A 26,220-nucleotide genomic window follows, 5' to 3' on the forward strand; every position below is an offset into this window, starting at 1 on the left:
ACTTCAATAACAGTATCTACATCTTGAATGACAGCTTTTTTACCCTTTCTTGTCATTTCAAATTAATTCATATTGGCAGCTCGGGGTCGGATTTACCCGATCAATCCTGACTGAGCAAGTTCAGCCAATCTGCATCTACTGGGGTGCTAACATATCCAAGCAGATTGCTGCAGTCGATCAAGGACCACTGCCACCAACCAAACATCGGCCTGCCAACACCGTCTTCTTTGTTATAAACCCGACATATAAGATCAAACTTTTTCGTAAATTAATCAATCACTTAAAAGTTGGTGCAAAATATGAATTAAGCAAGCTATACAAAAATCAACGCTACGTCCGGTTGCTCATCATTTTACGGTGCTTATGTCTGAAATCATCCCGTTTCCCGTTCCCAACAAACAACAAAAGTCAGATCTTGATGCGGTTATCGATGAAGCGCTAAAGGCCATCCCGAGGCAAGACCGAGAAAAGCTCAGGTTTGAGTTGATTAAAACGATAGACAGCTACGATGCCTTTTTTTCTGAATGGTCTTTGAGTCTACCCGAGGATAGTAACGAAACACTCAGGAAACAAATTTACGAGATTGCGCATCAGGAACATGACCGAAAAATACAAATGCTGAAAGACATTATGCGGCTAAAGATTAAAGTGCTGGTTGCGGAATACCAGCACCGCAAGTAGCGCGGTTTGTACTGAGCAATCCGGCGCCATGCCCAGGATTCAGCGGGGCGCGCGTTAATAACACCAAAGACCATCGATTTTAAGACCCAGCCTTAGTCGTCCTTTGGTCCAACTATTTTTTGAGGAGTGTCATATGAGTCAACTTGCCGATGTAAACAGTGTCGCGGAGCTTGAAGTCGATGCAAATAAACTGATCGTGGCTTTTGCGAGTTCCGATGGGGAAATGGTCAACCAGCATTTCGGATCATCCTTGGGGTTTCATGTTTATGCTATCGATGGCACTACCGCTACACCTTTGGCGGCCAAGTCGTTTGGTAAGGAACAACGTGACGGGAATGAAGAGAAATTAAAGCCCAAGCTGGCCTGGTTAACAGGCTGCGATATGGTGTATTGCGGTTCCGTCGGCGGCACGGCGACCAATGAGTTGATCAAATTGGGCGCTCATCCTGTCATTGTTAAAGGCGGTCCCGACATTGAAGACATCATTACCGAGTTACAACAAGACATTACCGCAGCCAATTCACCGCTGCTGGAACGCATTTTTAAACAAAAAACCGGTAAAGATAGCAGCCGTTTTGCAGAGATGGCTGACGAAGACTGGAATGAATAAGGATGCCCGGCAATTTTGCCTAAATGCAATCCAAGCATTCCTCTTCCTGCCCGGCCTTCTCTCGGCTCGGTTTCGCTAGCCGACACTGAGGAAGTTCGCCGTCACATACCGCCGAATCCGGCTGGTTAGCCTACGCCCTGCTCTAACGCGTCCAGTGTTTACCCACCCCGCCTCACCGCGACACGGGTACACACTGCACTTTTTGTGCTCGCGCCCAGCATTGGCGCCACTGTCGCCGCCGCTCAATTACCTTTTTCTAAACTCAGGATTTTCGGTCTTTACTCCCACGATATCCAATCACCAGCCTTTAGGCCCCTAGGCGATGCCGTTTGTGACGGATTTATGACCAATTTTTAGACTGCCGTTTCATCTATACTATGGCGTGATTTATTGCTTCTCGCACACGGATGAAATTTAAAAACTTTTTATCGTTAAAGTCCCTGATCGTCCTGGGCTTTGTCATTGCGGTGATTCCGCTATTTCTGGCCGTGATGTACGCCGCTTTCGGCATGCGCGAAACCTCCGCACTAGGCCGCACGGTGAACACCCATGTCTTCGAACAAACCAAAACTATTCGCCTGGTTTTACAAAAAGCCTCCGATATAGAACGCAAGGCCAAGCTGTTTGTGTTGCTGTCCGACCCGACGCTGCGCCAACCCTACGAACGGCAATCCTACGAGACGGTGCGGGCCTCGTTTAAACAGGCGTTAAGCGATTTGCTGAAATTGCATGTCGACAACAAAATCGCGCTACTGGTTAACGAATTATCCGAAAAAGAAAACCTGATTTATCAACAAATCATCGGCTCGGACGACGAGAATAATCTGGAATTACCGATAGACGAGGCCTTCCAGGGCTTGCGCGAATCCGCCGCCACCCTATCGCGCGAGTTTGAAAACCATGTCGATCACGAATTTAACGAACTGCATCAATTGTCAGAATCGCTGGAGCACGGTTTGTTGGTCAAGGGCGCGGTATTGCTGGCAATTTCGTTCAGCGTGATTGCCACGCTTTTGATCGTGCTGTCGCGTTCGATGCGGCAACTCGACGTATCGATACGCCGCTTGGGCGCCGGCGAGCTTGCCGAACCGATTCTGGTCAACGGCCCGTCGGATTTGCGTTATCTGGGCAATCGTCTGGAGTGGCTGCGCACCCACTTACTGGAACTGGAAGTGTCCAAGCAACAGTTCATGCAAAACGTCGCCCGCGAGATAGAACTGCCGTTGGCAAGCCTGCGCCAGGATGCCGACCTGCTGGCCGGCGAAACCGACTACGACCCCAACAGCAAACGGCAAGCCACGGTACTGCATTTATGCGCCAATATCGAAAAGTTAAACAGCGTCTCCGAGGAACTGCTGCGCTACAGCCGGATCAATTCCCTGCCCGATATCAAACGCAAGGAAAGTGTAAACATCAAAGACTTGCTGGAAACCATGATTGAAGATTTCCAACCGGTTTTAAGCAGTAAAGCCATCGCCATCCGCATGCTGGCCCGGCCGGTGGAAGTTTCCGGCTTTCCCGAGCAATTGCGTGCGATCATCGAACAATTGCTGACCAACGCCGTGAAATTTTCGCCGGAAGGCGGCGAAATTCGCGTCATATTGCGCGACGCCGGCACCTTGATGGAACTGGAAGTGGAAGACGAAGGCCCCGGTATCGCCGCCGACGAACGCGATCATATCTTCGAACCGTTTTATCGCGGCAAGGCTGGCGAAACAGGTGATAGCGATGGCCCCGGCCTGGGCTTGGCCATCGTCAAGGAATACGTCGCCAATCATCAAGGCAAAGTGGAAGTCATCGATGCCCGTCAAGACCAACAAGGAGCCCGTATCCGGGTTCAAATTCCGTTAAACGGGGAGAATTAAGCAACATGCAGTCACTATTTATGCGCGTATTGACGCTGATCGCATCATTGTTGGTAATCAGCGGCTGCGCCGAGGTGGATTCCAGCGTCAGGGAACATTTTCCAACCATTCACAGCACCCCGGTGGTGCATTCCGACATAGACGAGCTGCTGGAATTCGGCAACAACCTGGCCAACATGACCACGGCGAGTCGCTCCGAGACTTGCAGGTCTTTAGTGAAACGCCAAAAAGACGAACCCGAGATTGGGGTGTTACTGCATTTGATGGTAGGCCGCCTGTTATCAGATGCCTGCGGCGATATTCCCAAAATTCTGGATGAAATTGCCGGCATCCCACCCTCGGGCTTGAGCGACGAACGGATGCGCCATCTGGTTGCCATTAATACCGAAGCCTTAAAGCGCATCAACAGTGCCTCGAAAAGACTCGGCTCATTGGAACGCAAACAAAAAACCGTGCAAAACGTCCTGGAAACCAAAGACGCCACCGGTTCCAAGAAAGAAGAATCAAGATTGCTGCGCGAAAAACTGGAAGCCATCCGCTCGATGGAAAAGCAATTGGACGAGACTAGCGAAGGCAAATAGCGCCAATGTTTCGGTTCCGCTTGGCGATAGTCATTGTTGTTTCTTTCTGCTTTGTGTTGAGTTTGGGCATTGCCTTGTATTGGGGAGCCAACGAAGTGGCTCGCTATTTTCAGCACAGCCAAACCGCTTACGAGACCTTCGACGATTACGAACAGCTGTCGCAAGAAGCCTATCGCCATTTCAAACAACGCATGGACCGGCTGATCACGGCCAACCCCAATTCGGAAACCGGCGTGGAATCTTCCAAACGCCGCCTTTACGAGGCGATGCAAACGCTACGCGATACCGCCGTCAAAACGCCGGGCACAGACAGCGCCAGCGAAGACTGGACCAATAAACCTGCGGAATTGGAGAAAGTCGCCCATCTCACTGCGTTCCTGGAAGCCAGCGAATATCGCTTCGAAGAAGTGGAACGGCTGCGTTTGCAAGGCAAGCTGACCACCGCCGTACAGGCGTTAGCCAAGTTCACCGAGGAAGAAATCGACGGTAAATTTCAGCCCTTGATCGACGCCGCCATTAACGCCGAGCGGCAAAAAGCCAGGAAAGCCAAAAAAGAACTGGAAATTTTGGTCGAAAAATCGCGCTGGACGGCCATTCTGGCCTCGTTAACCGCCGCGCTGTTCAGCCTGGTAGCCGGCGTCATGCTGCTCCGCGCCTTTAAAAAGCCCATCGAAGCATTGATGAAAGGCACGGACGAAATCGCCTCAGGCAACCTGAATTACCGGATCGCCTTGGACAGCCGGGACGAATTTGCGTATTTGGCCAGCCACTTTAATCAAATGGCCAAGGAACTGGAAGTTCAACAAGATAAGCTGCGCGAAGGCCGTGCCGTGTTGGAGGAGCGGGTGACCGAGCGGACTTTTGAACTTAATCTGTTGAACGAGGAATTAAAGCGCATGGATAATGCCCGCCGCGAGTTTTTGGCGGACATCAGTCATGAGCTGCGCACGCCCATCACGGTGATTCGCGGCGAGGCGGAAGTAACGCTACGCGGTCAGGACCGCGATGCCGAAGAATATAAAGACGCATTGCAGCGCATCGTCGAACTATCGATGCAGTTGGGTAAATACGTCAACGATTTACTGTTTCTGGCCCGCGCTGACACGGCCAATCTGCAATTTGAATGGAATAAAGTGGACTTGGCGGATTTGGTCGCCAGCAGCGTTGAGGACTTTCAGGTGATGGCGCAAGAGTATTCAATTTCCGTTAGTCTGGAGGCGCCGTCCGGGCCGCTGTTGGTGCGCGGCGATAAGCAACGGTTACGGCAAGTGTTGTTCATTCTGGGCGAAAATGCCTGCCGCTATTCCAAACCGCTCGGTCATATCGCCGTGGCTTTATGGCGCGACGGCAAACAGGCCTGTTTCAGCCTGACCGACCAGGGCATAGGCATACCAAGCGAGGATCTGGAGCGGATTTTCGAACGCCACTTCCGCAGCAGCAACGCCCAGCATTCGCGGGACGACGGGTCCGGCCTGGGTTTACCGATGGCCAAATCCATCCTGCAAGCCCATGGTGGGCAGATAGCCGTGCGTAGTGTCGAGAACGCCGGATCGACATTTACGGTTACACTACCCCTGCTTACGGTAGCATAGGACAGATTTTCATATAATTGAGAAATACATGACAACCAATACTCTGACGGGGATAGGCTATATGCGGGTGCTGATGGTTGAAGACGACGAGCGCATCATCGATTTCGTACAACGCGGCTTAAAAGCCGAAGGCTATGCCGTGGAGGTGGCCCGCAGCGGGCAAGAGGCCATTGCCTTGGGTACCGAGGGCAGTTTTCAGGTCATCATTCTGGATCTGGGTCTGCCGGACATGAACGGCCGGCAGATTTGCGAACGCTTGCGTAGCAACGGCATCGACACCCCGATTTTGATGCTGACCGCGCGCGATACCGTGCAAGACAAAGTGGCCGGCCTGCGCTCCGGCGCCGACGACTATATGACCAAACCGTTCGCATTTGAAGAATTGCTGGCCCGTATCGAAGTCTTACTCAGGCGGCGCGGCGGCGAAGTGAAGCAGGACGACAAAGAATTGCGTATCGAAGATCTGGTGCTTAACGGCGAAACCCATGAAGTACGGCGCGGCGATACGATAATCGATTTGACGCCCAAGGAGTTCGCGTTATTGGAATGCTTTATGCGCATGCCCGGTAAAGTGTTGAGCCGCACCCGAATTCTGGAACAAGTATGGGGTTACAGCGCCGATCCGCTGACCAATGTGGTGGACGTTTATGTCCGCCAACTGCGGCGTAAAATCGACGATGATTACGAGCTTAAATTACTGAAAACCGTACGCGGATTTGGTTACAAAATGGATGCGTCTTGAGTTAGACATGCGAGATATTGCGCCTCCGTACCGTTAACAACAGTCACGCCGGCCATCGCCTGCAAACATTTGCCGGCCTAAGTCACTCAACAAACCAGCGCCAACCCGGACATCACGCGCCTCCTATGCAACTGACCTTGCTCGACCCTGATCATCCTCACCAAGCCTTTCCGCCGCTGCACAAGGCCTTGAAACAACCCAACGGCTTACTGGCCTTTGGCGGTTGTCTATCGCCGCAGCGCATCGTCAATGCCTACCGGCACGGGGTATTTCCCTGGTTCAATCCCGGCGAGCCCATTTTGTGGTGGTCGCCCGATCCGCGCTTGGTATTGTTTCCGGAACATCTGAACATTTCCCGCAGCCTGGCAAAAACCCTGCGCAAACAACTGTTCGAGATTCGTTACGACAGCGCCTTTCGCCAGGTTATCGACGCTTGCGCGGCCCCACGTAGCGAAGACGGCGGCACCTGGATTACCGACGACATCCGCCAGGCCTATATCACTCTGCACCACCTGGGTATTGCGCATAGCTGCGAAGCCTGGCTGGACGGCCAACTGGTGGGCGGCCTGTACGGTATTGCGATAGGCCAGGTATTTTTCGGCGAATCGATGTTCCATCGTAAAACCGACGCATCCAAAGTAGTGTTTGTGCACCTGGTGCGGCAACTAACGGCCTGGGGCTATCAACTCCTCGATTGCCAAGTCAGCAGCGAACACTTACTCAGCCTTGGCGCGGCGGAAATCCCCCGCAGCCGCTTCGTAGAACTGTTGGACAGACTCTGCGATCAATCACCGAGCGCCGACGCTTGGCAAGCATGAGTTCCATCCCGATTTGGCTGGACAGCGGCCATGCCTGCGGCTACCTGGAGGATCGCCAAGCGCGTTCCGGCTTCGTGCATCCGTCGGTGGAGATGGATACGCCGCTTTACTCGCAATTGATAGCCCAGGGCTTTCGGCGCAGCGGCGATTATGTTTATAAACCCTATTGCGAAGCTTGCCAGGCTTGCGTGCCGACCCGCTTGCCAGTGATGGCATTTCAGCCGGACCGCAAACAAAAGCGCTGCATCAAGCGCAATGCGCAAACCCGGGTAGTCGTCAAAAACGCCGAATTCGATGCGCGCCATTTCCGGCTTTATCAACGTTATCTGAGCGCCCGCCACGACAAACCCGGTGAAGATGCCGAAACTACGCCGGATGACTACATCAACTTCCTCGGTAGCAGTTGGTGCGACACGCTGTTTGTGGAGTTTTTGATCGGCGGTCAATTGGCGGCGGTCGCCATAGTAGATGTGGTAAGCGACGGACTATCGGCGGTGTATACCTTTTTCGACCCGGATTTTGCCGGCTACAGCCTCGGCGTTTACGCGGTGTTGTGGCAAATCGAAACCGCCAAACAATGGGGCCTGACCTATCTTTATCTGGGCTACTGGATCAAAGACTGTCGTAAAATGCGCTACAAAATCGATTATCAACCGCTGACCGGCCTCATCGACGGCCAGTGGCAAGCCATTTCAAATCATACATTTACAGAGGATTAAGCCGTGCCGAAAGCCAACGAATTGAAACAGGGAACCGCCATCGAAATCAACGGCGAACCGTATGTGGTGAAACACATCGACGTGCGTAACCCCACTTCGCGCGGCGCGACCACGCTTTACAAAGTCCGCTTCACGCACATGAAAACCAAGCAAAAGCTGGACGAAACTTACAAAAGCGACGAGATGCTGAAAGCCGCCGATTGCTCACGTTGCAACGTGCAGTATTCCTATCAGGACGGCGACACCTATTACTTCATGAACACCGAGACCTACGAGCAATACAGCTTGTCGGCCGATGATCTGGAAGGCCAAACCGAGTATTTGTCCGACGGTCTGGAAGGCATCATCATGCTGCTGATGGACGACGCCGCGCTGGGTATCCAGTTGCCGACCACCATCACGCTGCAAATCGTCGAAACCCCGCCCGCCATGAAAGGCGCCAGCGCCACCAACCGCACCAAACCCGCCAAATTGACCACCGGCCTAGAAATCCAGGTACCGGAATATATCGAAAGCGGCGAGATGGTGAAGATTAATACCGAGACCGGCAAGTATTCTTCCAGGGCTTAGACGCAGCTACCCTTGCCGGATTGCGGCGGGCATCACCCCCCGTCCGCGGCGGAATCCGGCAAATCGTTCTCGTTATCCGCACATTGTGCCGCCACTCTCTCACCAACACCCTCGGTAACGTGCTCGCGCACTTGCCAGCCTTGGACACCACGATCCGCTGCAAAGCGGATCTTAAATCGCAAAGCTTATGCCGCTATCCATCACCCGCCCAATTTTTTCCAACTCACCAACTCAGCCTACCCATTCCTCGGCTAAATCTGCCAATTTCCCCGCCTGCGGTGCTTAATTCACCACATCTGTTAGATAAATCACGAAATTTGTCGAACAGCCCCAAAACTGTCATCTAACCGTAATGAAACTGGATTAACTTCTAACCTTAGTCAACATTCCGCCGAAAACAACGCATGAAAATCAGCCAAATTTCCAAGCTCGTGACGCTGGCGCTGCTCATTGTGATCATTAGCTTCGGGATTACGGTCAGCTGGTCGTTAAATCATCTGAACAAAGCATTTGCCACAGTCGCGTTCTTTGGCCAACAAAAGGATAAGATTTACCTCGAAATCAGTCAGCCGATTTTTACCTATTTGCAGAATGGCGACGCCACTTTACTGACTGATTTGACCAACAATCTCAATCGGCTGAATAACGACATTAACGCCAATACCGCGCTCTCAGAGACAATAAAGACCGCGCTGACACAACTAATCGTCGACATTCAACAAACCGCATTACCCGAATTGAGCGCAGCTGGAAAGCTCGCGGACCCGCAGATTCTGCTGGTCAACAACGAACAACAACTTTCGGCGCATTTGCGAACCTTGCAGAACTATGTAGAGAAAGCCAGCAGCGCCGGACTCAGCGAGCAACGAAGCTACCTCATGGCGATTAGCCAGGGCCAACTCGCTTTACAAAATCTATCCCGCACCCGACAAAGCTTCTTTTCAGAGCGGAAACAGGCATCGACTGACAACGTCCTGAATTATTTAAAACTACTTTCTGACGCGGCTACAACCATCGAGCATTTGCCACTGCTCGGGGTAATGAAAACTCAGGCTAGCGAGGATCAAGAGTTTACGCTTGGCAATCAAACGACTACGGCCAAAGCAGAAGATATGGCGCTCGAACCCATCGCCGAAATGCGCTACTTGTTGAGTCGTTACGAAAAAGATCTGGCTAATGCCCGGAATGTCGTCAAACAAAAGCAGCTCACCCAGGGCAACATCAATCAACAAATGCAGGCATTTCAAGAAAAACTCCTGGGCTTGGAGGACAATATCAACCGGGAGTATCAAGACTATGAACACCTGCTGTATGCCGTCATGATCGCCTGCACGGTGTTGATACTGGTAACGAGCGGCATCACCCTGTTGGTCAAGCACCATCTGGCTACCATCATCAGCCGGTTCTCGATCTACGTCGATAAATTGGCGAATGGCGACTTAAGTTCGAAATTTACCTTGGAAAGTCGGATCGCGGAAATTGTGCAATTGCGCACATCGCTGGAGAAACTGCACGCGTATTTCACTTCGTTGATTGACAACATCAACCGAGAATCGCATGCGTTGAAAGAATACGGCAGAAACATTGAGGCGGTAGCCCAGAATTTGAATAGCATCATCGCTGATCAACAGCAAGCCACCGAAGTCGCCGCCCGGCAGATGGCTGATCTATCCAAATCTTTCAACGGTGTAGCCTATCATGCGGCAGAATCGCAGAACTGCACCACAGAAGCAAAAAACCTTATCGAGCTTGGCGTTCGACATATCGTCCATACCAACCAGCAAGTCACCGAGCTTGAACAAGTCATCAATAAAACCGCAGACGCCTTGTTGTTGTTGCAACGCGACGCTTCGGCAATTGAGGGCGTCCTGGGCATGATTCAAAGCTTTGCCGAACAGACCAATCTGTTGGCGCTAAATGCCGCTATCGAGGCGGCACGTGCGGGCGAGCATGGTCGCGGCTTTGCGGTCGTGGCAGATGAGGTCAGAAGCCTGGCTGGAAACACCGCCAAGTCCGCCAGTCAGATTCAAGCGTTGGTCGAAAAACTCAGCTCAGCCACGAAAACGACGGTCTCAATGATGAACAATCAGCAAGCCGCGGCCACCCGCACTACTCAAGCAGTAAAGCAAGTGAACGACGCAATAAAGGGTATCAATTTATCCATCGACCACATTTACGATAAAAGCTCGCAGATTTCCGAGGCAACCATCCAGCAATCGAAAGCCACTGAGCGAATCGCCGACAATTTCGAACAAACCGCCGAACTGGCAAAGAAAACCACGGAGGCGGCAAAAACCAATATGTTAAGCGCATCCTCCTTGACCGGCGTCAGCCAGAACCTGGAACGATTGGTCGTGCAGTTCAAGCTTGAATAGGCTCACAGGTATATAGCAAACGATTCGACCATTCGTTGCGCCCAGTAATTTTCATCATTTGCCCGGAATGCGCTGCTGATATTTCAATCAGCAGGTGATGAAGAGTGACTGCATACTTCACTCTTTGCATCCCTTTTCTCTCTCCGTGTGAAGGCTTAGTCCCTACATGGGCATGTTCGGTCCCAGCACAATCGACACTTAAAATTTGGATTGCATCCTCCTGCGACCTTACGTTGTTCATTCCAGAGCAACGGACAGGTGCGCACATAAGGCGCATCGCCGCACGCCGATCAAGACGCTGGCACAAACAACACCCGCCTGTCTAACGGAAAACTCCACACTAGGCATCCAGTTGCCAGCCTACGACTGAACCTGTCATCGACGGTAACCGCTTCACTAAAATACCCCGCCGCTTGCGCAACCCGATCTCAAATTACTACGGTGGTTTGACCAATATCCTCGGAGTTGGAACCTCCAAAGCCCACCCGATTGCAAAGGGCTTGCCCAACTGCAATTGATGGTGACAATGTATGACTATATACTGTGATCGACTTTACATATTTTTACTTTACTCACGCTTCGACTGATGTCTTTCAGTTATTTCCAGCCATTTAGCAAATCAAACTTGACGCCGCCGAAATCGCTAATGGCACTTGGTATGGTAATCGTGCTGCTATCCTTGGTTCTCGGTTATCAATTCATCAACCTGGAAAATAGCGGCTTAAGCCATGGTTTCAGCCACCCGCTGAACGGTTGGGACCACTTACTCACCATGCTGGCTGTGGGGGTCTGGGCCGCACAATTACGCGGACGGGCAATTTGGATGCTGCCGCTGGCGTTTGTCAGTGTGATGAGTTTGGGCGGCCTCGCCGGCGCTGCGGGTTTATCGATTCCTAGCGTGGAAGGCCTAATTCTGCTGTCTTGCGGCATTTTTGCGGTTCTGGTTACCCGCAACATTCGTTTCAGCAATAAGATCAATGTATTGATAGTGGCATTTTTCGGTTTTTTCCATGGTTTCGCCCACGGCCAGGAAATATCGACATCCGCCAGTCTGATTTCATACACCGTGGGTTTCATCCTTGCTACGCTGTTATTACACGGCGCGGGAATCTTGTTAGTGAAGCTCGTGCTAGTGTGCATAACTTGCATTTTGACGATGGTATTCGCCGGTCCGCGGCATGCTGTCTCAGCCACTACTACGATCCATACCGCCCCTATCATCGTCGCCGATTTCGAGCATTTGCCCAGTCCTTGGCAAGCCGAGGGTTTATCACGACAGCAGGCTTCGACGCCCCAACTCAACGACTCATCCGGCCAGATTCTTTGCAAAAGTAAGCAGCCGGCGGACTTACAAGTCTTGCTGCCCGCCAGCCGGTGGGCTGTAACGCCGCGTCTTAAACATCCAGAGGCCGAATCCAAGGCAAATGTTAACTTGCATTTGCTAGGCTTTTCGCATTACTACCCCAGTATCAATTATTCTCCAGGTATCGATTTGCTTGGTAACGGCGTCGGACGCACTTCGCCGCCATTGGCTGTCGCCGCAATCTCGAACCCCTCTCCTCAGAAATTTTTACCGCTTTACCGCAAACTTGAAGCAATCGGCCTTCAATTTGTTTTATCTGCTCGCCCACCTCAATCGAGCACACCTCACATTATTCAGCCAACCCCAGCTACTCCGGATGCTCCGCTCGGACTGAGCTTGTTGCAGCCACACTTGGCGCGCGCTTCGACAAACTCGCAGCGAACGGTCTGGACTCATCCCCTAGCCGTACTTGTCTGGCCACGCTCTCTGCAACACACTGGTCGACACGGCCACACTTCCAGCATCGCAAGCTCGAACCTCACACCCAAACATGCGCTTAGCAGTGCCAAGACCACTGCTAGCATGCGCGCTCACCGCTATTTCAGGCATTTAGCCACGGGCGACCTAAACACGGTCGTTTGGCCACACTCGCCGAAAAACCGCCAATTCCGTTCCACCAACCCTTCAACAATAACAATATAACCATGAAGCAATTACTAAAACCTCACAAACCGCAACCGCCACTAATAATCCTGTTGCTCTGCTCAATGCACAGCCAAGGCTATGCGGATCCCTCGAACAAGCCCGCCGCCTCCCCAAAAAGCCAAGAATTGGAGAATGTCGTGGTAAACGCCGGCAAAAGACCCGAGTATTTTCCGGATACCGCCAAAGCATCGCCAAGCTATCACGTCAGTGGCGAGGACGTTGAAACCAAGGTGAACGCCACCACGGTCGAAGACGCCTTACGCTACATTCCCGGCGTGAACGTGCGGCGGCGCTATATAGGCGACAGCAACGCACCGATGGCGATGCGCGGTTCCAATATCACCCAATCGGCACATAGCATGGTATTTGCGGACGGCATGCCCTTGTACAACATGGTCAATGCCGGCCACACCGCTGCGCCGCGCTGGTCCATGGTCGCTCCCAGCGAAATCGAATCGGTAGACGTTTTATTCGGCCCGTTTTCATCGCAATACGATGGCCACTCCTTTGGCGGCGCGGTGAATTTAATCACCAAAATGCCGGATAAATTCGAAGCGCAAATGGATGCCACCGGCATGTTTCAGGACATGCATCGCGGCGGTCGCAATCAGTTGCTGCAAGGCTTTAGGACATTTGTATCCGGCGGCGACAGGATCGACAAATTCAGCATCTACGCGTTTTACAATCATTTAGAAAACGAAGGTCAGCCGATGGACCCGATCGGCACTACGGCGGCAACCACCCGATTACCTGCCAATTTAGCAGCCGGTGCTACCGCCATCCCGGTTACCGGCGCTCATTTGATTTCTAGCCCAATCGCCGGCGAGAGAAACTTTATCTTTGGCGATTCCGGCATCGATCGAGCCACCACCGATTTGTTTAAGCTAAAGATGGCTTACGACTTGGCGCCAGACCTACAGACCCGTTTTACGATAGCTTACGAAGAAAGGATCAAGAGTAACGACGACCCCTTGGTGCTAGCCAAAAACGCCTTAACCGGACAAACGCTGTATAGCAATGCCACCAACAACGCCGGTCGCTTCACCAACTATTACACCCAAGACGGCTTTAACTTTACCGTACCCAGGAATGGCTTTCGCCTGCAGGAACAAAATCGCCAAGCGCTGAACTACGGATGGAGTTTAAAAGGCAAGATTTCCGATAACTGGAATATCGATACCACAGCCAGTTATTACGACGCCTTTAAAGACCGCACAGTGCAATCGACAGGCTTAGGCCAAGACCGTCTGGCTTTGGTAAACAACCAGTTACCAGGCCAGATTACCGATGTCGACAACTGGTGGGCTACCTACGATCTAAAATTGGCAACCGACGCCTTTCTGGGCAGAAACGATTTGTCATTCATGGGCGGTTATCAAATCGTCCACGGTAACAATAACAATAAGGTCTATAACACCAACAATTTCTCAGCCGCCAACCTCGGTAGCGCAGTTAGCGACTCCGGCGGGCAAACCCAAACCAACAGTCTGTTTTCGCAAGTGGAATGGCGATTTCTGCCGGACTGGAGCCTGATGGCCGGCCTGCGTTTCGACCATTTTCAAGCCCTGGAAGGCCACTTTTACAATTTCAACCGCGCCGTCGGCGATAGCCGACGCATTCAAGATTATCAGGACCGCGATCAGTCCCGCATTTCACCGAAAGCGTCGTTGGAATTTTCGCCGGATAATTGGACGTTCCGCTATTCGTTCGCCAAGGCCTATCGCTTTCCGGTAGCCGAAGAGCTATTTGCCAGCAGAAACACTGTGGCCGGCACCACCTTCGCCGATCCCAATCTGGGGCCGGAAAACGGCTATTTTCATAACTTGATGGCTCAGTACGACATTCCACAAGGCTATGTCCGCGCCAATTTGTTTTACGATCTGATTAACGATGAAATTTTTTCGTACAACCCGCTGTTAGCCGGCGGTAACGGCCCCAACACCTATTTGGCAATCGGCCAAACTGAAACCATCGGTGTCGATGTAACCTATCAACAATATGGCATTTTTGATTTGCCGCTCGATTTTATGGCCAACACCGTATTTTTAAACAAGCAGATCACGCAAAACCGCGACGCTACCGGCCTCATCGGTAACGAATGGCCGCGCACACCAAAATTGCAAGCTAACGTCACCGCCACCTACCATCTGTCCTCGGCATGGAATGCCACCGCCGGCGTGCGCTACCGCAGCGATATGTTCCATCAGATCACCAACGTCGATACCGTCGCCAATGTCTTCAACGGATCCGACGAATATACCTTGGTGGATTTCAAAACCAACTATGCGCTGCCGACGTTTCACAAACTGAAAAGTACGGTGTCGGCCGGTATAGACAATATCCTGGATCAGGACGTCTATGAAAATAACCCATTGGCTCAGCGCACCTATTATGTCAGTTTGTCGCTAAAATACTGACGCTGCCGGGGGCGACGGCGGCTGATCCAGTCGACCGTCGCCGATCATTACCCTAACCCTCATACCTAATATGAACTCTGTCTCCCCTGTTTTAGCCGCCCAAAACCTGGTTGTCGAATACCGGCAGCACCGCGCGGTCGATAATTTAAATTTACAAATTCCCCAAGGCTGCGTGTATGCACTGCTAGGCGGCAATGGTGCCGGCAAGTCTACGACCATCAGCACTTTTTTGACTTTCAATCGCCCCAGTAGCGGGCAGGTGCTGATCGAAGGCGAATCGCCGCACGCCAATGCCGAACTGGTGCGGGCGAAACTGGCCTATCTGCCGGAAAACGTCGCGCTTTACGAGGTGATGAGCGGCCTGGAGAATCTGACCTATTTTTGCACCTTGGCCAATATTCGCCTGAGCAGCGACCAAGCTCACAGCTTGTTGCTGGATAGCGGTTTACAAGCCGATGCCCATCAGAAACGGGTGGCGGCCTATTCCAAAGGTATGCGCCAAAAAGTCGGCTTAGCCATCGCCTCCGCCAAACAGGCCAAAGCCATGTTGCTGGACGAACCCACTTCGGGCCTGGACCCCAGCGCCGCCAATGACTTTGCCCAACGCATCCGCGCCGCCGCCGATCGCGGCATGGCAGTGCTGATGGCGACTCACGATTTGTTCAATGCCAAACAAGTCGCCGACCGTATCGGCATCATGAAAAACGGCCGCCTGGTGGAAGAATTCGACGCCCACACCGTGCAACACGACGAACTGGAACAAAAATATCTGGCTCACGCCCGGGGCTTGGCATGATCAAGACCATCATTCGCAAAGAATTTCTCGCCACGCTGCGCGACGGCCGCTTGCTGACTTTGGGCATTACCCTGCTGGTGTTGTTTGTCGGTTTTTTTCTGACTTCAATGTACGAATTGCAGCAGTTGCGTGCCGAAAAACACAGCGTCGGCACCACCGCCAAAGAACAGTGGAATACCCAGAGCGTGAAAAATCCACATTCCGCTGCGCATTACGGCATCTATGTGTTTAAACAGGATACGCCGGTGGCGGCACTGGATCCGGGCTTGCGTCCGTATATCGGCCAATCCTTGTGGCTGGAACCGCACAAACGCAACCTCACCCGTTTTAACCCGGCGGCAGACCAAGTGTTGGCTGGCCGCTTCGGCCAAGCCACCACCAGTTTTGTGTTGACCGCACTGTTGCCGCTATTGATTGTGGCCTTGACCTTCAACTCGGTCAGCCAGGAACGCGAATCGGGCACCTTACGCATGCTGCATAGTTTAGGCGTGGACGCCGGGCAATTGTTATTCGGCAAATTACTGGGCTTGATGACCGCGTTTTCGGTAGTGTTGGCACCGGCGCTATTGCTGGCAGCCGTCATCTTGTTGGGAAATTTCGCCTTTACGCTGGACGATGCGCTGCGCCTGCTGGTGTTGATGCTGGTATTAAATCTGTATTACGGCACCTTCGCCGCGCTGGCGATTTCCGCTTCGGCGTATTTCAACACCAGCCGCACGACCTTGTTTTGTCTGCTGGGCTTTTGGCTGGCGAGCGTATTTATCGCCCCGCGCCTGGGCGCGGTAAGCGCCGAAATACTGGCACCCAACCCCAATGCCAGCCAATTTTGGCGCGAGATCAAGGACGATATCGATCATGGTCTGGAGCACGACGGCGATCATGAGGAGCGCGCCAAGGCCTTCGAAGCGCAAGTGTTGGCTCAATACGGCGTGTCTCGCAAAGAAGATTTGCCGGTCGGTTTTGTGTCTTTAAATCGCCAGCACAACGATGCCTATTCCGTTAAGGTCCACGCCCTGCGCTTCGACGCTTTACGCGACAACTTTGTCAGGCAACAGCACCTCAGTCACCTCGGTTCCTGGCTAGGCCCCAGCCTGGCGCTCCGTTCGTTGTCCATGACCCTCGCCGGCATGGATTTGGCGCATCAACGGCATTTTGAAGACGCCGCCGAACAGTACCGGCAATATTTTATCAATCTCACCGAAGACTGGGACCGCGAACGCAGTCGTGGCACGGAGCGCAAGGCCACCGGCGAGGAAACCGATTGGCGCAGCGTGGCGGATTTTAGTTATCAAGCACCGAACATCGGCTTCGCACTGCGAACCGCCGAAGTGGATTTGTTGGTGTTGTTGCTGTGGCTGGGCTTATCGGTTGGCCTATTGAAAATTTCCGCACGGAGGCTGGCGCCATGATGCAACTGCTTGCTATGGAATGGCTGCGTTTTAAACGCAACCGCTTAAATCTGTGGGTGACCGGGTTGTTTCTCAGCGTGATGCTGGCTAGCGCCGCCTGGTCGGGCTTGGCCGCCCGCGAATTTCGCTTGCACGGCAACGCATCACCACACTCTGTCAATGCAACGTCCAATCAAGCGGAGATGCACGATGCGCCCAAAGCCGCTGGCAATGCCAGCAAAGCCAGCGCTTTTTCCGCGAGTGCCGCCGCGCCACCCTTGCGCTTGCCGGCCCTGGGCGGCTTGGCCTTGAGTGTGCGGCAATTGGATTTTTTAAGCACCGGCATCAAAATCTCCACCCGCAGCCGCCACACCGACGGTCGCAACAGTGATCAGTTGTTCAACCCGATGCTACACGAGTTAGGCATGCTGGATTTTGCCACCGTGTTCGCCTTACTGACGCCGCTGATGGTGATTGCCTTGAGCTACGGCTTGGTGCAGGAGGACCGGGAAAGCGGGGTCTGGCGGCTGGTCTGCACACAAATGTCGGCACCCTGGCACTTGGTGTGTGCTGCGCTATGCGTGCGTTATGTTGTGGTCCTACTGGTAATTGTCGGCAGCTCGCTGCTGGCGCTATTGCTCGATCCGGGCGCTAGTTTGGATAGCGTGGCGTATTGGCTGGGATTTGGCGGACTTTATGCGCTGGTCTGGTTCGGTATTGCCGGCTTGTTCCTGTTGCTGCCCTTCTCGTCCGGCGCGTCCGCTATCGGCATGCTCGGGGTCTGGTTGATATTGACCTTCGCCAGCCCGGCCTTGCTGGCATGGGCCGCTGATCGGCATGCGCCGATGCCATCCCGGCTGGATAGCATCATCGCCATCCGCCAGTTTCAGGAGCAAAACAATCAACAACGCCAGGTGCTGCTCGCTGACTGGTACAGCACCCATCCCGACCTGAAGATGCCGCAGACCGGCAAGGAGTTACCCCGCGAAATTACCGGTTTACCGGCAGGTTTGGTTCTGGACCAACAGATCCGGCCGTTGATGTACCGCTTCGACAGTGCCCGTAAGGCACAATTCGAGTTTCTGGAATCCTGGTCGTGGCTATCGCCGGCTATGGCGGCGCTGCAAATGGCCGATAGGTTGGCGGGAATCGATGCGCCGCGCTACGCCGAGTATGTTGAGGCGGTTAATCGCTTTGAAGATCAATGGCGCGACTATTTCGTGCCCAAGATCATGACCGACACCACCTGGAGCGATGAATATAGTCGCGATCAACCACGCTTTGCATTTGCGCATCCGGCAGACTTGGCGGCCTGTCAAAGCTTGATTGCCGGCCAAGCGGCGCTTGCGTCTCTATTGCTGGCTGTACTATTCGGCTCACGCCGGCGCTTTGCCAAAGCCTGAAGCCCTTGCCTCCAAAGACGTCCTGGACGGCTCTAGCCGTCCGGATTGTCTGACCAACTTTAAGCCACTATATTCCTGACGCATTGCCGGGCAAAAACATTGATGGGTACGCTGCTGTTCAGATAACGGTTGAACAATTCGTTAATAGTGACCGGATTGAGGTATACATAAATGCCGCAACCAGTGATGGCTATAAACTGCCTGCTTAAGGTTTCGATAAACACGATACGCAGTGTACTGATTTCGTTGACTTCATTGCTTGTTTTCATGACGCTCTCCCGAACATGCCGATTTGACTCATTTCATCTTAAGCATAAGTGACGCCAACAAACTAAAGCCTATAAAAATCATAGCCATAACATTTCCTAACTATCTCTGACATCAGGCTTTAACTAAATATTGACGTTGAGTTTAATTTATCCCAAACAATGCCCCCCTGTCGGTGGTCGATGCCACGAAGAATCAGTGAATTATTTCACTCTCGCACTCCCCGCATCTTAGGCCTCGCCCTTGGATAGAGACAATTCGGTCAAATACCTAAAGCCCTGCGGCGCCACCCAAAACCATGGACTTCTGCGCGGCCTGTATTGCCTGACACCGCTTTATAGTACAATTTCCGTCACTTTTAAGCCGACGCGGCGCAGCACCAATCATTAAACAATACAGGTTCAGACGATGACAACGATGGATGATAGAGACGGGTTTATATGGCTAGACGGAAAATGGGTTGATTGGCGCGATGCGAAAGTCCATGTATTGACTCACACCCTGCATTACGGCTGCGGCGTCTTCGAGGGCTTACGCGCGTATAAAACCGAAAACGGCACCGCGATTTTCAAACTGGCCGAGCATACAGATCGTCTGTTTCGTTCCGCGCATATCATGAATATGAAAATGCCGTTTTCGAAAGAAGAAATCAATCAAGCCCATCGTGATGCCGTCGCTAAAAACAATCTGGACAGCGCCTACATCCGCAGCATGGTGTTCTTCGGCTCTGAAGGCATGGGCCTGCGCGCAGATAATTTGAAAGTACACGTCATGGTCGCGGCCTGGACCTGGGGCGCGTATCTCGGCGCGGAAAACATGGAAAAAGGCATCCGCATCCGCACCTCGTCTTACACCCGTAACCACGTCAACAGCACGATGTGCAAAGCCAAGGCCAACGGTAATTACATCAACTCGATCCTGGCCTTGCAGGAAGCCTTATCCACCGGTTACGACGAAGCACTATTGTTAGACCACGAAGGTTTCTGTGCGGAAGGCAGCGGCGAGAATCTATTCATCGTCCGTAACGGTAAAATTTACACGCCGGAGACAACCTCGGCTCTGGAAGGCATTACCCGCGATACCTTGATCACCATCGCCCGTGAACAAGGCTATGAAGTGATCGAAAAACGTATTACCCGCGACGAAGTCTACGTTGCAGACGAAGCTTTCTTCACCGGTTCCGCCGCCGAAGTCACGCCGATTCGTCAATACGACAACCGCGACATCGGTTCCGGCAGCCGCGGCCCTATCACCGAAAAACTGCAAGCACTGTATTTCGACTACGTTCAGGGCCGTCGCGCCGACCATAAGGAATGGTTGACGCTCGTTTCTTAAGTGACGGCGCAGCCTTATAAAATCCTGGTCGTCGGCCCGTCCTGGGTCGGCGACATGGTGATGGCGCAAAGCCTGTTCATCGCCCTCAAGCAACAACGCCCCGATTGCCATATCGACGTGCTGGCCCCGGCTTGGTCCTTGCCGCTACTGGAACGCATGCCGGAAGTTAATAAAGGTCTGACGATGCCGCAGGGACACGGGCAGTTTGATTTGCGCGGGCGTATCCGTATCGGCCGGCAATTGCAAAGTCATCATTACGATCAGGCGATTGTGCTGCCTAACTCCTGGAAATCGGCGCTGATTCCGTTTTTTGCGCACGTTCCCAAACGGACCGGTTTTCTCGGCGAACTGCGCCGGGGTTTGTTGAACGATGTGCGCACGCTCGATAAGACAGTGCTGACCATGACCGTACAGCGTTTTGTGGCACTGGGTTTACCGGACGAAGCACCTCAGCCGCCAACTTACGACGTTCCAAAGTTGATGATCACGACCGAGCAACAATTAAACGTCTGCCGGAAATTCGAGATTACCGGTGCGGATTTAATCGAAATCCCCCCGCCCAGCGCTCTGCTTGAGGGGGCGGGGGAACTACGCCCTATTGTCAGTAAAATCCTGGCACTTTGTCCGGGCGCGGAATACGGTCCGGCCAAGCGCTGGCCGAGCGAACATTACGCTACTGTCGCCCGGCAAAAGGAAGAACAAGGCTGGCAAGTCTGGTTATTCGGTTCCGATAAGGACAAAGCCGTTGCGGAGCACATTAATGATTTATCGGGTGGTATTTGCCGCAATTTCGCCGGCATTACCTCACTGGCCGATGCGGTCGATTTACTGTCCCTGGCCGATGCGGTCGTCAGCAACGATTCCGGTCTGATGCACGTCGCTGCCGCACTGGATAAAAAATTAATTGCGGTATACGGCTCTTCCGACCCCGGTTTTACCCCGCCGCTGCATCCCAAGGCAGAGATCCTGGATTTACATCTGGATTGTTCGCCGTGTTTTAAGCGTGAGTGTCCGTTGGGCCATACTCGCTGCTTAACGGAAATCCGGCCGGAGCAGGTTCTGGCAGCGCTGGACGCCTAATCGATGAAAATTGCCATCGTCAAGCTCTCGGCGCTGGGCGACATCGTCCATGCGATGGCAGCGTTGCAATTCATCAAAGCCGCGTTGCCGCTGGCGCAAATCGACTGGATCGTCGAGGAACGCTTCGCCGGCGTACTAGCCGACAATCCGCATCTGAACAACGTGTTGGGTGTGAATTTAAAAGCCCTGAAAACCGACAAATGGCGCATCTTTGCCGAGATAAACAAAATACGCGGTTATGCCGAGCAGGTATACGACTTAGTCATCGATGCACAAGGTTTAATTAAATCCGCGTTGGTCTCGCGTTTGCTGTCGGCAAACTGCGTGGGGTTCGATCAGGACTCGATCCGGGAAAAATGGGCCGCCTTATTTTACAACCGGCATGTGGCCTACCCTTACGACGCCAACACTATTGATCGCAATGTCGCCGTGCTGACCCAACCGCTGGGGCTGAATGTGACACCCGCGCAAATTCAGGAAAAGCAGCCGTTTTTGTTTTTTCAGCCGCCGCAAACGCCGTTGGATGAGTATTTTCCAGCCGGTCAACCCAACGTCATTCTGGTGATAGGCTCGACCTGGCCCAGCCGTAACTACCCCTTAGAAAAATTTCTTCAGGTAATCTTTGGACTGGAAGCCAACTTTCTGATCTGCTGGGGCAACGAGAAAGAACACTGGATGGCGCAGTGGCTGGCCGAACGTAGTCTGGCGCGGGTATTACCGCAATTAAGCCTCAACGATTTGAAAGCCGCGCTCGCCAGGGCCGACTTAGTGATCGGTAACGATACCGGGCCGACGCATATGGCTTGGGGTTTGAATCGGCCGTCGATTACCTTGTTTGGACCAACGCCGGTCAGCCGGATTTACCAAACCGACATCAATAAGGCGTTGAAGTCGCCTTCACAGGTCAATCCGTTCAAACTGGATAAAAACGATTTCTCCATTGCAGAAATCGACCCGCGCGCCGTGATTGCCCTAAGCAACGAGCTGTTCGGCAAGACTCAGCAGTATGCCTAAGTTTTTGGCTGGCTAAGTTTTTTCCAGTTCGACAAACATTTTCAGCAATTCGATAATCGGTTCGTCGCTAGCCAATACCCTGACTATCTTGATCTGATTTTGCTGCTCATTGGCCAGATCGAGCAAACGCTCTTGAAACAGCAATTGTTTCTGCGGATTGGTGATCACCTTCACTAGCGGGCTTTGGGGAACTTGTGAATGTCCCTGGACCACCACTGCCAGTTCGCCAGTCTGTAGTTCGACGATGCAATTAACAGGGTAAGCAGAATCATTTTCCTCGGCGCGGCTGCGCATCTCCGTAGCCGCAGAACCGCCGGAATCGATTATGTCGGTTTCAGCGGGCTTATCCACGTCGATACCTTTACCGGTATCGATAGAAACAGTTTGGCAATACTCTTTTAAAGTATTAATTTGTTTATCTGATGAAATCAGAAATTTAGTACGGAAAAAAGGTGTATCTATCCATTTCCGATCAGTGCCGCAAACAAACATACCTTTTCTGAGCTGGTTAATATTAATTTTTTTAACCATTGTTAAAAACAATATCCAGGGAATTTTATTTAAAGAACTAAAACCTTAGCCAACTACCGCATATTCTTTAGTAAACTTGCCATCTTGATAATACTTGGCCAAATCGACACCGCAGTCCTGAGGCCTTATTACTTGTTTGACACCATAGCGTTTACCGCTTGCATCGGCAAGATTCAGCGATAAATCAAGTATTTTTTCTTCGATAGGGTTTTTATTCCCATCCTGAATTAGCAAGATTTTCGGCTTAAGCCGATCAGCTTTATTTTGCTCAACTATCAAGCCAATCTCGCCACTACTTAATTCGACTAAATTACCTTGCGGATAAAAGCCGATGCAGTTGATAAATTGAGTGACATAATTAGCTTCAAATTGATGATTCATACCTTTCACCAAAATTCCCAACGCCATAAGATGCGGCTTACCTCGCTGATACACCCGGTCGCTGGTAATGGCATCGTAGGTATCGACAACCGCTACCATCTTGGTAAATATCGACAGCGTCGTTTTGTTCAAACCTCTCGGATAACCGGTACCGGCCAAATGCTCGTGATGGTCGTAGGCAACGTCTACAGCACCGGGATATACATTACGAGCGGACATTAAAACGTTGCGCCCGTATAGCGTGTGCTTACGCATGATGTCCATCTCGTAGTCTTCTAAAGAGCCGGGCTTATTGAGTATTTCCAGCGGCACTTTCATTTTGCCGACATCGTGCATCAAGCCGCAAAAACCCAGTTTATTCAGTTCTTCCACTGATAAATTTAACTCACGGCCTAACAGAATCGACAAGATGCAAACATTCATACTATGTTGCGCGGTATATTGATCCTGATCTTTAATTTGAGTCAGCAGCAGCATCGTATCAGGGTTTTCCAATACTTTATCCACACACTCGGAAACGGCTTGTTTAACTGCGCTGACACTAAATTGATTACCGAAACGAATATCGTCCATCACCGTTTTAATTAAATTACCGGTGCGTTGATAAGTATTAGCGGTTTGATTGAACGACCTGGCAAAACTCAAATGTTTCCGCGCTTCAGTATTTCTGGTTGGAATCGCACCAGAAAAAGACTTTTGATATTTAACGTCGATATAGACATAATCGCAAATCGCCTGAATGGCCTGGATATCCGCATGGCTTTCAATAACGATTCTATCCAATAAAAAAGGTGAATCTTCCGTCGGCGCTTCCAGACGGCTTACGCACATACCCACTCTCAGTTCATACACATGAATTCTGAGTATTCCATCCTCTTTATCTGCCATACCAATCCAATCGGGGATTTGTGGAAATCCAAAAATTTGAAAAATAGCCGCAAAACGGCATCTGAGGAAATTGCGCCCGACTCGCCTAGGACGTCAGTCTGCAAGGATACATAGAACGCTCGGTCTTGTCCGAACAAAAAGCCGGCAAACCGGCGAGGGATCACAAATCCAATTGGAGTTTTAGTATAGGCGAAGCATATTTTATCGTGGCTTAATATCTCGGATTTGAAGGCTACTCCTACAACCGATTTGCTAATCACTTTCGGTTCAGGTAAAGGGCTTTGGTAAGCGCGCCTTCGGTTATTAATCCGACATAATGTCGGACTGGAGGCCAGCCTTTACAGCCGTTAGCAAATTTAGAATTGCTTGATTTTTGGATTGGTTTAAACTGGCAGCTCGCCGATATTTACTGTTTAGGCACCAGAGCAGACCAGCCAGCGCGGATCTTGGGCTCTACGGCCTGAAATGGGCTATCAATTAAGTCTTGAGCAAGCAAGACTCCCACTGAAGTTAGCAGTCAGTATCGACAATACTAAACCCGACATTCGTTTAATTGCCCGTAACCGAAGCTGACTGACACAGCCTTCGCCTCGGCGTTAAAAATTTTCTAAAAATCCGCAAAGCGGACTACAACAAAAACTATAACCTGCGGACTTAGCGCCAGGGAGAAAATCGTGATGTTTCCATATCGCCATGATTTGCACATCGTCGGAGACGATTTTTACCGTTCCAATCCAACGCCTTGGCCACGCCGCTTAAGGCGCAGAACCTTATTTTTACTGGTACTTCTGCCTTTGCTGTTGATTACCGAAACCTATGTCTTTCTACAGCCGGCCATTTTTGAAAGCCAAGCCTTGGTATTGACCACCGCAGCAACCGACATTGATCAAACTCATGCGGAAGCGGATCTGGAGCACGTCAACATTCAAAAGCAGGTCTTGCTGGGCCAACCGGTATTGGAAAAAACCGCCGAGACGCTAAAACAACAGAAAGATATCGACCACCCCACTGTCAACCAATTGAAAGCACTATTCCAAGTAAAACCGGTAGTGGAAACCAATCTGGTGCAATTAGCCGCGGAAGGTAATCATCCGCAATTTCTGCAGCTGGCCTTGAATACCTGGATCAAAACCTACCAGCAAATTCGCGCGGAGTACATCGCCGACATCACCGATAAAGCCAGTACCACGATTAATTCGGAATTGACTCGCATAGAACAGCAAGTGCGCGACAAACGTCAGGAGATTGAATCGTTTAGATTGCAGCACGACATCCTCTCCCTGGAAAGTACCGATAACGAGGCCCACGCCCGCTTACAAGGTTTAAATAATTCCTTGAATGCGGCGTTGGAAGAAGAAGCCAAAGCCAAGGCCAAACTGGACGCCATTCGTGCGGCCATCGCCGAAGGCAAAGCCGTGGTGCCGGAAGCCGATTCGCAAAGTCTGGCGGTGTTAACCCAGCAAGCCGAGCGCCTGCGCGAACGCCTGGAAGCGCAAAGAAGCCAATACACCGACGAATACATCGAATTTCACCCCAGCTTGCGCAACTTAAAAACCCAACTGGCCGAGCTGGATGAAAAAATCGCCAGCAAGGAGCAAGCGGGCTCGACCTATGCGACGCAAGAAGCCGAAAACGCTTACGGCGCCGCGCATCGCACCGTGCTGACCATTCAAAAACAAATGGCCGAGCACAAACAAAAAGCTGCCGAATACACCAATCAATTCGCCAAACACAAAGCCATGCAGGAAGAGCTGGTTAAATTGGAGGAATTATTACAGCAAACTAAACAACGACTGGTGGAGATCGACGTCAAACAGCGCCAAAGCAATCCGCAACTGGACGTGGTGGATTGGGCCTCACTACCCGACAAGCCGGTGAGACCCGATTACGGCCAAGACGCCAGCATTGCCTGCATCGCCAGCCTGGTAATCGCGCTAATCGTGGTCTGGCTTAACGATTATCTGAACAAGGAACCGACCCTAACCACTATCAATTCCGTTACCGAATTTAAACTCTACCAAGGGAACGAGTCCAAACTGGAAAACGGGGCAAGCAAGGAACCCCTGGGATTTGAGCGGGTAAACAGGCTGCGCCGCGCTGACGATCCCAAGCAATTACCGGACGAAACCACCGACTCATAGCTGCGACGCGGCAACAAT

At 51.9% G+C, this 26,220-nt stretch carries 22 protein-coding genes; 19 read left to right on the plus strand and 3 right to left on the minus strand.

Going from position 1 to position 26,220, the window contains the following annotated elements; all coding sequences use genetic code 11:
• Positions 1–363 precede the first annotated feature (363 nt).
• The 15 genes from A1332_RS09695 to A1332_RS09770 all read left to right on the plus strand — a co-directional run bounded on the left by A1332_RS09695 (position 364) and on the right by A1332_RS09770 (position 18,565).
• A complete protein-coding gene (locus A1332_RS09695) occupies positions 364–681 on the plus strand; it encodes a hypothetical protein (RefSeq protein ID WP_064008293.1) in 318 nt (105 codons plus the stop codon).
• Between the two features lie 133 nt (positions 682–814).
• Entirely contained in the window at positions 815–1,291 is a 477-nt protein-coding gene (locus tag A1332_RS09700) for a NifB/NifX family molybdenum-iron cluster-binding protein (protein WP_064008294.1), read from the plus strand.
• Between the two features lie 407 nt (positions 1,292–1,698).
• Complete coding sequence (locus tag A1332_RS09705; RefSeq protein ID WP_064008295.1) at positions 1,699–3,156, plus strand: sensor histidine kinase; 1,458 nt, start codon at positions 1,699–1,701, stop codon at positions 3,154–3,156.
• A gap of 5 nt (positions 3,157–3,161) precedes the next feature.
• Positions 3,162–3,737, plus strand: coding sequence for a hypothetical protein (locus A1332_RS09710; RefSeq protein WP_064008296.1), 576 nt, complete (start codon positions 3,162–3,164; stop codon positions 3,735–3,737).
• Between the two features lie 5 nt (positions 3,738–3,742).
• Positions 3,743–5,329 (plus strand): sensor histidine kinase, encoded by a 1,587-nt coding sequence (locus A1332_RS09715; protein ID WP_064008297.1) that lies wholly within the window; start codon positions 3,743–3,745, stop codon positions 5,327–5,329.
• 28 nt (positions 5,330–5,357) lie between these two features.
• Positions 5,358–6,071, plus strand: coding sequence for a response regulator transcription factor (locus A1332_RS09720; RefSeq protein WP_231890256.1), 714 nt, complete (start codon positions 5,358–5,360; stop codon positions 6,069–6,071).
• Positions 6,072–6,196: 125 nt separating this feature from the next.
• A complete protein-coding gene (gene aat / locus A1332_RS09725) occupies positions 6,197–6,889 on the plus strand; it encodes a leucyl/phenylalanyl-tRNA--protein transferase (protein WP_064008299.1) in 693 nt (230 codons plus the stop codon).
• Positions 6,886–7,608, plus strand: coding sequence for an arginyltransferase (locus A1332_RS09730; protein ID WP_064008300.1), 723 nt, complete (start codon positions 6,886–6,888; stop codon positions 7,606–7,608). The genes aat and A1332_RS09730 overlap by 4 nt, the downstream gene beginning before the upstream one ends.
• A 3-nt stretch (positions 7,609–7,611) precedes the next feature.
• Positions 7,612–8,178: an elongation factor P-like protein YeiP gene (gene yeiP, locus A1332_RS09735; protein WP_064008301.1), complete on the plus strand. Its 567-nt coding sequence runs from the start codon at positions 7,612–7,614 to the stop codon at positions 8,176–8,178.
• 404 nt (positions 8,179–8,582) lie between these two features.
• Positions 8,583–10,553 (plus strand): methyl-accepting chemotaxis protein, encoded by a 1,971-nt coding sequence (locus A1332_RS09740; protein ID WP_064008302.1) that lies wholly within the window; start codon positions 8,583–8,585, stop codon positions 10,551–10,553.
• Between the two features lie 646 nt (positions 10,554–11,199).
• Positions 11,200–12,558, plus strand: a complete 1,359-nt coding sequence (locus tag A1332_RS09750) for a HupE/UreJ family protein (RefSeq protein ID WP_064008304.1) — start codon at positions 11,200–11,202, stop codon at positions 12,556–12,558.
• A 2-nt stretch (positions 12,559–12,560) separates the two neighbouring features.
• A complete protein-coding gene (locus A1332_RS09755; RefSeq protein WP_157203985.1) occupies positions 12,561–14,978 on the plus strand; it encodes a TonB-dependent receptor in 2,418 nt (805 codons plus the stop codon).
• Positions 14,979–15,048: 70 nt separating this feature from the next.
• Positions 15,049–15,774, plus strand: coding sequence for an ABC transporter ATP-binding protein (locus A1332_RS09760; protein ID WP_064008305.1), 726 nt, complete (start codon positions 15,049–15,051; stop codon positions 15,772–15,774).
• Complete coding sequence (locus A1332_RS09765) at positions 15,771–17,183, plus strand: DUF3526 domain-containing protein (RefSeq protein ID WP_064008306.1); 1,413 nt, start codon at positions 15,771–15,773, stop codon at positions 17,181–17,183. The genes A1332_RS09760 and A1332_RS09765 overlap by 4 nt, the downstream gene beginning before the upstream one ends.
• A complete protein-coding gene (locus A1332_RS09770) occupies positions 17,180–18,565 on the plus strand; it encodes a DUF3526 domain-containing protein (RefSeq protein WP_064008307.1) in 1,386 nt (461 codons plus the stop codon). The genes A1332_RS09765 and A1332_RS09770 overlap by 4 nt, the downstream gene beginning before the upstream one ends.
• Positions 18,566–18,624: 59 nt before the next feature.
• Here A1332_RS09770 and A1332_RS09775 read toward each other — a convergent pair whose 3' ends face one another.
• Positions 18,625–18,834, minus strand: coding sequence for a hypothetical protein (locus A1332_RS09775; RefSeq protein ID WP_064008308.1), 210 nt, complete (start codon positions 18,832–18,834; stop codon positions 18,625–18,627).
• 406 nt (positions 18,835–19,240) lie between these two features.
• On the opposite strand from A1332_RS09775, the gene A1332_RS09780 reads away from it, so the two are divergent.
• Genes A1332_RS09780 through waaC form a run of 3 tightly spaced genes read left to right on the plus strand, consistent with a single transcriptional unit; the run spans position 19,241 to position 22,261 of the window.
• Positions 19,241–20,167 carry a branched-chain amino acid transaminase gene (locus A1332_RS09780; RefSeq protein WP_064008309.1) on the plus strand — a complete coding sequence of 309 codons (927 nt, stop codon included), beginning with the start codon at positions 19,241–19,243 and terminating at the stop codon, positions 20,165–20,167.
• Positions 20,168–20,221: 54 nt separating this feature from the next.
• Positions 20,222–21,247 (plus strand): lipopolysaccharide heptosyltransferase II, encoded by a 1,026-nt coding sequence (waaF, locus tag A1332_RS09785; RefSeq protein ID WP_064008336.1) that lies wholly within the window; start codon positions 20,222–20,224, stop codon positions 21,245–21,247.
• 3 nt (positions 21,248–21,250) lie between these two features.
• Positions 21,251–22,261, plus strand: coding sequence for a lipopolysaccharide heptosyltransferase I (gene waaC, locus A1332_RS09790; protein WP_064008310.1), 1,011 nt, complete (start codon positions 21,251–21,253; stop codon positions 22,259–22,261).
• Positions 22,262–22,273: 12 nt separating this feature from the next.
• On the opposite strand, the gene A1332_RS09795 is transcribed toward waaC, so the two are convergent.
• Entirely contained in the window at positions 22,274–22,792 is a 519-nt protein-coding gene (locus tag A1332_RS09795; protein ID WP_064008311.1) for a DUF3391 domain-containing protein, read from the minus strand.
• Positions 22,793–22,837: 45 nt separating this feature from the next.
• Complete coding sequence (locus A1332_RS09800; RefSeq protein ID WP_064008312.1) at positions 22,838–24,061, minus strand: HD-GYP domain-containing protein; 1,224 nt, start codon at positions 24,059–24,061, stop codon at positions 22,838–22,840.
• 674 nt (positions 24,062–24,735) lie between these two features.
• On the opposite strand from A1332_RS09800, the gene A1332_RS09805 reads away from it, so the two are divergent.
• On the plus strand, positions 24,736–26,202 hold the full coding sequence (locus A1332_RS09805) for a GumC family protein (RefSeq protein WP_157203986.1): 1,467 nt from the start codon (positions 24,736–24,738) through the stop codon (positions 26,200–26,202).
• Positions 26,203–26,220 lie beyond the last annotated feature (18 nt).

Source organism: Methylomonas methanica (assembly GCF_001644035.1).
Taxonomy (GTDB): domain Bacteria; phylum Pseudomonadota; class Gammaproteobacteria; order Methylococcales; family Methylomonadaceae; genus Methylomonas; species Methylomonas methanica_A.